Annotated in this window: 7 protein-coding genes; 6 read left to right on the forward strand and 1 reads right to left on the reverse strand. The window is 67.3% G+C overall.

Going from position 1 to position 10,710, the window contains the following annotated elements; all coding sequences use genetic code 11:
* The first annotated feature begins 264 nt into the window (after nt 1–264).
* From ACJH7A_RS05820 to ACJH7A_RS05840, 5 genes are read left to right on the forward strand one after another with little or no spacing between them, the layout of a single operon-like run.
* Nucleotides 265–1,737: a DUF3375 domain-containing protein gene (locus tag ACJH7A_RS05820; RefSeq protein ID WP_406801555.1), complete on the forward strand. Its 1,473-nt coding sequence runs from the start codon at nt 265–267 to the stop codon at nt 1,735–1,737.
* Entirely contained in the window at nt 1,730–2,395 is a 666-nt protein-coding gene (locus ACJH7A_RS05825) for a DUF4194 domain-containing protein (RefSeq protein ID WP_061001375.1), read from the forward strand. The genes ACJH7A_RS05820 and ACJH7A_RS05825 overlap by 8 nt, the downstream gene beginning before the upstream one ends.
* Nucleotides 2,388–5,729 carry an ATP-binding protein gene (locus ACJH7A_RS05830; protein ID WP_406801556.1) on the forward strand — a complete coding sequence of 1,114 codons (3,342 nt, stop codon included), beginning with the start codon at nt 2,388–2,390 and terminating at the stop codon, nt 5,727–5,729. The genes ACJH7A_RS05825 and ACJH7A_RS05830 overlap by 8 nt, the downstream gene beginning before the upstream one ends.
* 10 nt (nt 5,730–5,739) lie before the next feature.
* Nucleotides 5,740–6,525: an exodeoxyribonuclease III gene (locus ACJH7A_RS05835; protein ID WP_406801557.1), complete on the forward strand. Its 786-nt coding sequence runs from the start codon at nt 5,740–5,742 to the stop codon at nt 6,523–6,525.
* On the forward strand, nt 6,522–7,511 hold the full coding sequence (locus tag ACJH7A_RS05840) for an alpha/beta hydrolase (protein WP_406801558.1): 990 nt from the start codon (nt 6,522–6,524) through the stop codon (nt 7,509–7,511). The genes ACJH7A_RS05835 and ACJH7A_RS05840 overlap by 4 nt, the downstream gene beginning before the upstream one ends.
* Here ACJH7A_RS05840 and ACJH7A_RS05845 read toward each other — a convergent pair.
* On the reverse strand, nt 7,508–8,068 hold the full coding sequence (locus ACJH7A_RS05845; protein WP_212807118.1) for a TetR/AcrR family transcriptional regulator: 561 nt from the start codon (nt 8,066–8,068) through the stop codon (nt 7,508–7,510). The two genes, ACJH7A_RS05840 and ACJH7A_RS05845, sit on opposite strands and share 4 nt — an antisense overlap.
* Before the next feature lie 114 nt (nt 8,069–8,182).
* Between ACJH7A_RS05845 and ACJH7A_RS05850 the strand changes: the two genes are divergently transcribed.
* Nucleotides 8,183–10,636, forward strand: coding sequence for an MMPL family transporter (locus ACJH7A_RS05850; protein ID WP_406801559.1), 2,454 nt, complete (start codon nt 8,183–8,185; stop codon nt 10,634–10,636).
* Nucleotides 10,637–10,710 lie beyond the last annotated feature (74 nt).

Raw genomic sequence — 10,710 nt, forward strand, 5'->3', positions numbered from 1 at the left:
TCCGGTGAACTCGACGGGGACGCCGTCGTTCCGCTCCGGGGCAAATCGGGCGCGAGCCACCGCAGCGCGCCAACGCGATTGCTGCGGCCGCCCCTACAGCAGCCGGCCACGATCCGAGTTGGTGTCCACATGGTGAGACAACATATGGGACCGGTCGTCCCGGGCAATGCCGGCAACCGGCCTCGAGAGTGCTGCGGGGCACGACCGCCGATGCCGGCCGACACTTCGCCAAGTATCTTGGATCGGCATTGGAAGGGGTCGCGGGTGCAAGAGAATGCGGCGCTGTCGGCCGCCGAGTTGCTCGAACTCAACCGTGACGTTCAGGGCTCGCGCGCGGTCCGGCTGCTGGCCACCAACAATCTCGGCGTCTACGCCACGTTGATGGAGCGGCACCTCAGTGACGGCATGATCGCCGAGACGGATCTTGTGGTCCGGCTGGAACGCGACCTGGCGACGCTCGGCGAGACCGACGACCAGCTCGGACAGTCCGGCCTGGCCCTGATCAAGTCGTGGGCCAGCCAGGGCTGGGTGCACCGGGTGACCGAGACGCGCACGGGCGCGGAACGCAACGTCTGTTATCTGACGCAAGACGCCCGTCGTGCCCTCGACTTCGTGCGCGGCATGCGCCGCGGCGACAGCATCGCCACCGGCGGCTCGATTGCCGGTATCGCGTCCCGCATGCGCCAGATCGCCACCCGCGCCGGCAATGACCCCGACCGCATCCGGGCCGGCATCGAAGCCGAGATCGCCGCGCTGCACCGCGAGCTCGACGAGCTGGAGGCCGGCCTGCGCCCCGAGCCCGACGTCACCGACATGTACGACGAAGCCCGCGCCATCGCGCTGCAGATGGAACGGCTGATCACCGACATCGGCCTCTACGGCACCATGATCGAGCAGGCCACGCAGGCGCTGGACGATCCGATCGACACCAATATCGAGTACCGCGACCGGCAGCGCCAGATGTACGCCGACTACCAGGCCGCATGGGATTCGGCGGGCCGCGATTCGCATCGGGCGTTCCTGCGGATGATCAACGACCCCGACCAGCGCGCCGAATTCGAGACCGACATCGCCACCGTGGCGTCGGCGCTCCCTGAGCTGGATCCGGCGCTGCGCAAGGTGATGGCCGGGTTCTTCGAGTTGATCGGCCACCAGATCGACGAGGTCGAACGCATCCAGCAGCGCTGCGCGCAGCGGGTCAAACGGTTCACCGCGTTCGGCACCATGGAGTCCAGCCGTGGTGTGGCCCGTCAGCTCAACGAGGCCATCGGCGCCGCCCGGACGCTGCTGAAGTCGTCCCTCACCGACTCCCGGCTGGACATCGAGGTCCCGTTGGCCCGGCACGCGATCAGCTCGATCGGTGCGCTGAGTTTCAAGATCGGCGACCTGTCGGCACCCAAGCCTGCCGAAGCTGCGCAGGGCGACGTCGACCTGTCCACCTTCGCGGCGCTGACCACGCAGGTCGACGCACCCGCGATGTCCGAGATGCTCAACGCCGCCGTCGCGCGACGGCCGGTGTCACTCGCCGAGGCCGTCTCCTTGCTCGATTCGGCGTACCTGGGCCACGTCATCGTGTTGTGGTCCTGGGCCCTCAAACAACCTGGCGGGCAGGGCGGCCCGAGCGACGACACCATGTCGGTGCGCTTCCGGTCGCTCGACGGCCGCGACCGCGAGATCGAGGTGCCCTATCTGATGTTCACCGAGCCTGTTGCCGTGGCGGGAGCCCTTCATGACTGACTCACCCATCGATTTCGCCTCGCTGCCCGAGGTCGACAGCACCAGTCGCGCGGTGCAGCAGCGTCGTCCACGCTTCGACGGCGACGTCAGCGCCATGCCGGACCGGGCGTGCTGGGCACTGCAGCACCTGCTGACCCGCCGCTACATCAGCAGCGAGTCCGACCGCGACATCTACAGCTGGATCCTGGAGTACCGCAACGAATTGTCGGTGCGGTTGTCCGAACTCGACCTGCAGTTGCGCATCTCCGAAGGCGTCGACATCGCGTTCATCGAGCAGGCCCGTTACGAGTCGGCCAAGGGCATCAAGCTGTTGCGCCGCGAGCCCCTGGGCACCTACGACTCGATTCTGGCGCTGCATCTGGCGCAGCTCATGCGCGCCGGCGGCGACCAGAGCTTCCTCATCACCCGTGACGAGATGCATGGCATGTTCAGCGGCGTGCTGAACGAAACCGACCGTGACGCAGTCACGTTCACCGCCCGGATCGACGCGGCCATCGCCCGCCTCACCGGACTCGACATCCTGCGCCGTAGCCGTGATGACGAGGACAGCTACACCGTGAGCCCCGTCATCACGGCTGTGATGACGGCCTCGGTGATCACCGAGCTGCAGCAGCAGTTCGAACAACTCACCGGCGGAGGTACTGAAGCCGATGTCTGAGCAGTTCCACCTGTCCCGGCTCCAGATCATCAACTGGGGCGTGTTCGACGGTTATCACAGCATTCCGTTCAGCGCCGGCGGCTCACTGGTCGCGGGCGGCTCCGGCAGCGGTAAATCGTCACTGCTGGACGCGATTTCACTGGGCTTCTTACCGTTCAACCGGCGCAACTTCAACGCGTCGGGCGACAACACGGCGGCCGGCTCGAGCGCAGGCCGCCGCACCGTCGACAAGTATGTCCGCGGCGCCTGGGGCCAGCGCAGCGAAGCCGGCACCAGCCAGGTGATGTACCTGCGCGGTGAAGGCACCACCTGGTCCGCGGTCGCGGTGACCTACACCAGCAACACCGGCCGCACCATCACCGGCCTGGTACTCAAATGGCTGACCGGAGAATCGCGTTCGGATTCGTCGAGCCGGTTCGTCATCGGCGACGGCGACCTGGACATCGAGGACGTCTGCAACCGGTGGGCCGCGGGCCGGTTCGACGCCGGCGTTTTCAAGGGCGACGGCTGGCGGTTCACCACGAAGGTCGAGTCGCAGTACCTGGCGCAGCTGTACGCCTCGATCGGCATCCGTGCCTCGGACGCCGCACAACAGCTGCTCGGCAAGGCCAAGTCCCTGAAAAGCGTTGGTGGGCTTGAGCAGTTCGTCCGGGAGTTCATGCTGGATGAGCCCGACAGTCTGGCCCGGCTGCCCGAGGCGCTCAAGCAGATCGACCCGCTCGTCGAGGCCCGGGAACTACTCGCGGTGGCTCAGCGCAAGCGCAAGATCCTCGGCGACATCGAGGCCATTCAGGTCCGCTATGCCTCCGAGTCGACCGACCTCGGAATCATCGATCTGGTCGACCTGCCGATGGTGCGGGCCTACACCGATCATGTGCGGCTGCGACACTGCCCCGCCGAGATCGAGACGCTCGACGCGACCATCGATCAGCTTGAGAACGAGAACGCCGACCTGACGCGGCAGCTGAATCTGGCCAAGGCCGAGGGTGATTCGCTCAACGCCCAGATCAATGGCGCGTCGGCGAATGTCGGCCCGCTGCAGGCCCAGGTCAATGCGGCCGAAGCGCAGGCCGACGACGTGGCCCGGCGGCGCGCGGCTTACGAGGAGATGGTCGCGGCCCTCGGCGTCGAAGTGCCCGATACGGCCGACGAATTCTGGAACCTGCGCGAGGAGCTCACCCGGCAGGCCACCGAGATGCTGGGCAAGCTCGAGTGGGGGCGCGATGCGTCCACCGACGCGGAGTACGCACAGAAGTCGGCGCGGATCCTGCGCGACAACGCGGCCAAGGAACTCAAGCGTGTCGAGCACGTGGGTTCGGCGCTGCCCGAGTCCGCCGTGACGATGCGCGACCACATCTGCGCGGGCGTCGGCATCGACCCTGCCGAACTGCCTTATGTCGCCGAACTTTTCGATTTGCAGCCCGAGCACTCCCGCTGGCGGCTCGCGGTCGAGAAGGTGCTGCGCGGGGTCGGCCTGCGGTTGCTGGTGCCCGATCAGCACTATGCCAAGGTGCTTCGGTTCGTCAACGAGACCAACATGCGCGGACGGCTGGCGCTGCACCACGTTCGGGCCGGCGCCTCGGGACGCGAGGCCGAGCCGAACACGTTGGCGGGCAAGCTTTTCCTGGTCAAGCCGAAGCATCCGTGTGCCGCCGAGGCCGCCGATGTGATCGCCGCGGCCGGTGACCACATCTGTGTCGACACCCCCGACGTGTTCGTGCGGTTCCGCCGCGCCGTCACCGACACGGGCCTCTACAAGGACTCCGACCGGCTGGCCATCAAGGACGACCGCCGCCCGATCAAGCCGTCCGAGTACATCTACCAGGGCGACATCGGCGCCAAGCTGGAAGCGCTGCACGCCGAGCTCACCGAAGCCGAGGAAGCGTTCAACACCGCCCGGCGGGCCGCGGATGAGATTGCCGCACAACGGCAGCGCTGGCGCGACCGCGCAGCGGCGTGCAAGGCCGTCTACGAACAGTTCCCACAGTGGAGCCAGATCGACACCGACACCGCCGAGGGCCACGCCGACCGGCTCCGCGAGCAGTACGAGCTGCTGCTGGCCGACCACCCCGACATCGAGGCGCTGTCGGCCCGCGCCGAGGAGTGCTGGGTCGACATCCAGACCCTGATGACCCGGCGCGGCGCCATCCAGACCCGGCGCGACGATCTCGACGCCCGCCGGACCAAGCTGATGGACCTGCAGGACCGGCTCTCCCCCGCTGCGGTGTCGGAGCAGGCCACAGATCTGTTGCGCCGCTACGCAGCTGAAGTGCCGGTGCCGCTGGAACTGCTCAACCCCGAGCCGCACCGCGAGGCGCTGTTCGCCGCCATCCGCCGCGAACGCGACCAGCTCACCGAGAGCCGGCGGCGCTCCTACGAGGAGCTTTCCCGCATCGTCGCGACGTTCGACGCGTCGTTCCCGGATGCGATTCCGAACGACTCGGACGACTTCGATGAGCGCATCTACGACTACGTGGCGGTCTGCCGTCACATCGACGAGCGCGAGTTGCCCGACGCCTATGACCGCATGATGCGGCTGATCACCGAGCAGGCGCCCGACGCGATCCTCACCCTGCACCGCGTCGCCGAGCAGGAGACGCGGCGTATCAGCGAGCAGATCGACCGCGTCAACACCGGTTTGGGTGCAGTGGAATTCAACCGCGGCACCCGCCTGACGCTGCGCGCCAACCCGCGCAGCATGGTCGCCGTCTCCGAACTGACCGACATCGTCAAGGCCATCTCCCGGCGCATCGCCGAGGTGGGGCTGGGCGACAAGAAGGCGATCCTCGAGCAGTACGCCGACATCCTGCGGTTGCGAAACCGGTTGGCCGGCAACAATCCCGAGGACCGCGCCTGGACCCGCGATGCGCTCGATGTGCGCAACCGGTTCACGTTCGACTGCGCCGAGTGGGACGTGGCGAGCGATGAACTGATCCGCACGCACAGCAACGCCGGCGACAACTCCGGTGGCGAGCAGGAGAAGCTGATGGCCTTCTGCTTGGCCGGGGCGCTGAGCTTCAACCTGGCCAACCCGGAAAGCGGCGACAACAAGCCGGTTTTCGCGCAGCTGATGCTGGACGAGGCGTTCTCCAAGTCCGACCCACAGTTCGCGTCGCAGGCGCTGCAGGCGTTCCGCAAGTTCGGTTTCCAGCTGGTGATCGTCGCGACGGTGCAGAACGCCACCACCATTCAGCCGTACATCGACGGCGTGGTGATGGTGTCCAAGTCCGAGGCCACGGGCCGCAATGCCCGGCCGGTTGCCAATGTCGCGACCAAGACCATCACCGATTTCACTGCCCTACGTCGGGAACTGAAAGTCCCCGAGCCTGTCTGATCGGAGCGTCATGCGTATCGCCACCTGGAACGTCAACTCCATCCGCACCCGGGTCGACCGGGTCACCGACTGGCTGTCCCGCGCCGACGTCGACGTGCTCGCCATGCAGGAGACCAAGTGCAAGGACGAGCAGTTTCCGACCATGCCGTTCGCGGCGCTCGGTTACGAGGTGGCGCACGTCGGGCACAGCCAGTGGAACGGCGTGGCGATCGCGTCCCGCGTCGGACTCGATGACGTGCAGATCGGTTTCGCGGGCCAGCCGCAGTGGCAGGACGCCGATGAGGCCCGCGCCATCGGCGCCACCTGCGGCGGGGTCCGGCTGTGGAGTCTGTACGTGCCCAACGGCCGGACATTGGAAGACCCGCACCTGCCGTACAAGCTCAAATGGCTTGCCGCCCTGCGTGATACCGCGGCCGGCTGGCTGGCCGACGATCCGTCGCTGCCGCTGGCCCTCATGGGTGACTGGAACATCGCACCGACCGACGAAGACGTCTGGGACATGGCGGTGTTCGCCAACTCGACGCACGTCTCCGAGCCGGAACGTGCGGCGTTCCGCGCCATCAACGACGCCGGCTTTGCGGACGTGGTCCGCCCCTTCACCCCGGGGCCCGGCGTCTACACCTACTGGGACTACACGCAGCTGCGGTTCCCCAAGAAGCAGGGCATGCGCATCGACTTCGTGCTGGGCTCACCGGAGTTCGCGGCCCGCGTCACCCACGGCGAGATCGTCCGCGAGGAACGAAAAGGCAAGCAGCCCAGCGACCACGCGCCGGTGCTGGTGCAGTTGGCACAGTGAGCGCGGTCATTCACGCCGCCGAGCCGGCCAGCCTGCGCGCCCGCATCATTCACTTCTTCGCGTCATTGCTGTTGGCCCGCATCCTGATTCGCGCGCTGACCACCGCGGAGTACGAGGCGACGACACAGCGGATCGTGCGCGTGGGACGCAACGTCAACAAGCTGGCCAGCCTGCAGCGTCGTCGGCCACCGCGCGGCTTCCGTCTGGTCGCCGAAAACTGGAACGGCCTGCCCGTCGAATGGGTGTCGCCGTCCGACCTCGACGCGCCCATCACCGACGGCGTCATCCTGTACTTCCACGGCGGCGGGTTCGTCCTCGGTGATCTGAACACCCACCTGCGCGCCGTCGCCGCGCTCTCGCGCGTCACGCGATTGCCGTTGGTACACATCGAGTATCGGCAGTACCCCGAGGTCGACCTGGCGACGACCATCCAGGACTGCCTGGGCGCTTACCGTCACTTGCTGAGCCAGGGCGTCGACCCGGCCAAGGTCATCCTCGCCGGCGACTCGGCCGGTGGATTCCTGGCGTTCGCCACCGCGCAACAGGCCCCGAAGCACGGGCTCCCGGCACCGGCGGGCGTGGTCGGTATCTCGCCGCTGCTGGAATTGGACAACGCCGCACGCACCGCGCATGCGACCGCGGCGACGGACGTCTTCGGGATCGCCGCCGGCTTCCCGGTCATCACCGAACGCATCTGTCCCGCCGGCAATCTCGACGAATTGGAGCCGGTTTCCGGTCCGATGGATTCGATGCCGCCGTCGCTGATCGTCGCCTCCGAGACGGAGTCACTGCTGTGCGACGCCGAGCGGATGCAGGACAAACTGCACGAGGCCGGGCGCAAGTGCGATGTCGCGGCGTGGCCCAGTCAGGTCCACGCGTTCCCGGCCATATTCCCCGGGCTGCCGGAGAGCCGCCGGGCCTACGCTCGCATGGCCAGTTTCATCGCCGACTGCCTGTCCGGCACAGCCCCGGCAAAGTCCGCCTAATTCAGGTACTGCTCCACCGACTCGACAAGCGCCGCCTCCACACGGCGTAGCGGCACGTCCGACTTGGTCGCCTGCGCCATGACGATGGCGCCCTCCACCGCGGCGACCGTCAGCGTCGCCTGGCGAGCGGCGTCATCGGCTGACAACCCCGCGGTTTCGAGCCCGGCGGCAATTCGACGCTCCCAGTCCAGGAAGACCTCACCGGCGGCGTCGGCGGCCGCCGGCGCCTCGCTGCGGCCGAGTGCAGCAGCGACGATCGGGCAGCCCACTTCGAAGTCGCCGCCGGCCAGGTTCGCAATCCACATCTCGATGAACGCCCGGACCGCCCCTACCGGCCCTCGTTCTCCGATCAGTCGGTCGATGCCGTCGGCCAGCGTGTTGCCGGCCGTCACGGTCGCATCGGCGACGAGTTCCGCCTTGCCGCCCGGGAAATTCAGGTAGAGCGAACGGCGCGCGGCACCACTGCGTTCGAGTAACTGGCTGAGCCCCGTCGCCGCGACGCCTTGGCGCCGAATCAGATCGATGGCTGTGACGACGAGCCGATCGCGGGCACTCATGTGACGTAACTCCCTGTCTTTCAGCATTTTTTGTACACCAGTCGGTCTACTACCGTCTGCCTCCAATAGTAGACCGAACGGTGTAGTTCTGGTCTCGAATCGGAGGGGATCCGGGTGGGACACAACAGCAGGTTTTTCGCCGCCACCAGCCGTTTCTGTGCCAAATGGGCATGGCTCGTCATCGGCTTCTGGGTAGCGCTCGCCGGAATCCTCAACGTCGCCATCCCCCAGCTCGAGCAGACCGTCTCCGAGCATTCCGCGCCGTTCATGCCGGCGAACATCAAGGCCGCGCAGACGCTGCGCGAGATGTCGGACGCCTTCGGTGTCCCGCGGTCCTCGGCCGTCGGCAGCGTCGTGCTGGTCGACGAGAAGGGCATCAATGCGGCCGACGAAGCCCTCTACCGCGACATCGTCGCCACCTTGCAGCGCGACACCACCAACGTCGCCTACGTGCTCGACACCTACGACAATCCGCAACTGCGCGACATCGCGCTGAGCCCCGACCACAAGGCGATCAACCTCGTCCTGGCCGGCACCGGCGACGTCGGGTCCACCAAGGCGCACAAGAACACCATCGCGATCCGCGACCAGCTGCACGCCCTGCCCACACCGCCCGGAGTCGGGGTTTACCTCACCGGGCCGTCACCAACATTGGCCGATCTTTTCAGCGCCATGGACTTTTCGCTGCTGATCATCACCGCGGTGTCTGTCCTGCTGATCACCTTGGTGCTGCTGATGGTCTATCGGTCGCTGGCCACTGCCATGGTGCCGTTGCTGACCATCGGCATCGCACTCGGCGTGGCCCGCCCGATCGTGTCCCTGCTGGGTATGGCTGGGGTACTTACCGTTTCGAACTTCACCATCTCGCTGATGACCGCGATGCTGCTCGGCGCCGCCACCGACTACGCGATCTTCATCCTGGCCGGCTATCACGAAGCCCGGCGTAGCCAGGTGCCCGTCATCGACGCGATAGCGCAAGCCGGACAGCGGGTTTCGGGCATCCTGATCGCCTCGATGCTGACCATCGCGGCGGCCGCCACAGCCATGGGATTCACCGAACTCGGCATGTTCAAGGCCACCGGCCCACCGATCGCCATCGCGATCGTCGTCGGACTGGCCGTCTCGATGTCCCTGCCCTACGCCCTGCTGTCGCTCCTCGGCAAGCGCGGACTGGCCGAACCGCGCCCCCTCAACGACCGCCGGTGGCGCCGCATCGGATCCACCATGATCCGCCGGTCGGGCGTGCTGGTGGCCGCTTCGCTGGTGCTGTTGCTCAGCGCCGCAATGGTTCTGACCACGTTCCGGGTGAACTTCGACGAGAACGCCATGCAGCTCGACGACACCGAGAGCTCCCTCGGCTACGAAAAGACCTACGCCCACTGGGGCGTCAACGAGGCGGCGCCGGAATACCTGATCGTCTCGGCCGACCATGACATGCGGAACACCGACGATCTGGCCGCGCTCGACCGTGTCGCGGGCCGCCTCGCCGGGATGCCCGAGATCGCCTATGTCCGCTCCATGACGCGGCCGGCCGGAAAGCAGTTGCCGCAGACCACCATCGGCTACCAGGCCGGGATCGTGGCCGACCGGCTCGGCGATGCCAAGAACCAGGTCAACAAGGCGGTTCCCGACATTCACCGGCTGGACTCCGGTGCGGCCCAGCTGCGCGACGGCGCTGCCTCCGCGGTGACCCAGATTCCCCAATTGGTTTCCGGTATCAGGCAGGTGACCGGGCTGGCCCATCAGGTACTCGACGGGTACCAGGCCGCCGGCGCCGGGCTGTCCACGCTCACCGACGGCACGGTGGACGTCCGTTCGGCGTTGGCCGATCTCAGTTCCTCCACCGGCTTGCTCGACGCGGCATTGCAGGCCATCGACGGCAACGCGCAGGTCGCCGATGCCGGCCGGCTGGTGAGTTCGGCGCTCGGCTCCGCGCTGGATCCGCAACCCGGCCCCGACTGCCTGATGAACCCCGTGTGCAGCCGGGCCCGCGCGGACATCGCCGACCTCGACGCCATCTCCAACGGCGCGGTCAGCCGCGCGCTGCTGCAGGCCCAGCGGCTCTCTGCCGTCCCGCAAGTGACCGTCGAGAAGGTGCGGGCCGCCGAGCCGGCCATCCGAAAAGCGTTGGCCACCTTGCAGAAGATGGTGTCGAACCTGCCCGGCGGCTCGCCGGCGCAGGCACGCACCCAGCTGACCGAACTCGTGCGAGGCGCGGACCAGCTCAGCGCCGGGATGACCCGGCTGGCCGTCGGGCTCGATCAGGTCAAGGGCGGCGTCGACCAGGTGGTCACCATGTCCGGCCGGCTCACCGACGGGCTCGGCCAGGCGACGGACTACCTGACGACATTGAGCACCCACACCGGTGACGGCCCAGCCTCCGGCTTCTACCTTCCGCCGCAAGGTTTTTCCGATCCGGCCTTCCGGGCCGCACAGGACCTGCTGTTCTCCCCCGACGGCAAGACCGCGCGGATGCTCGTCATCTGGAAGATCAACCCGTACAGCGCCCAGGCCCTCGACGCCTCCCGCGCACTGGCGCCGGCGGCGACCGAGGCCGCGTCTGGATGAGTTCCTAATCGGAGTCAAGTTCTCAGACGGGTTCTTGTGGCAAGTCCTTAGGCGGGTTCTAGGGTGGTGGGGGC

This window comes from Mycobacterium sp. SMC-17, assembly GCF_045310915.1.
Lineage (GTDB): Bacteria > Actinomycetota > Actinomycetes > Mycobacteriales > Mycobacteriaceae > Mycobacterium.

Coding starts and splice junctions, on each gene's coding strand:
- ACJH7A_RS05825 (WP_061001375.1), top strand. CDS start 1,730: ATGACTGACTCACCCATCGATTTCGCCTCGCTGCCCGAGGTCGACAGC.
- ACJH7A_RS05830 (WP_406801556.1), top strand. CDS start 2,388: ATGTCTGAGCAGTTCCACCTGTCCCGGCTCCAGATCATCAACTGGGGC.
- ACJH7A_RS05835 (WP_406801557.1), top strand. CDS start 5,740: ATGCGTATCGCCACCTGGAACGTCAACTCCATCCGCACCCGGGTCGAC.
- ACJH7A_RS05845 (WP_212807118.1), bottom strand. CDS start 8,068: ATGAGTGCCCGCGATCGGCTCGTCGTCACAGCCATCGATCTGATTCGG.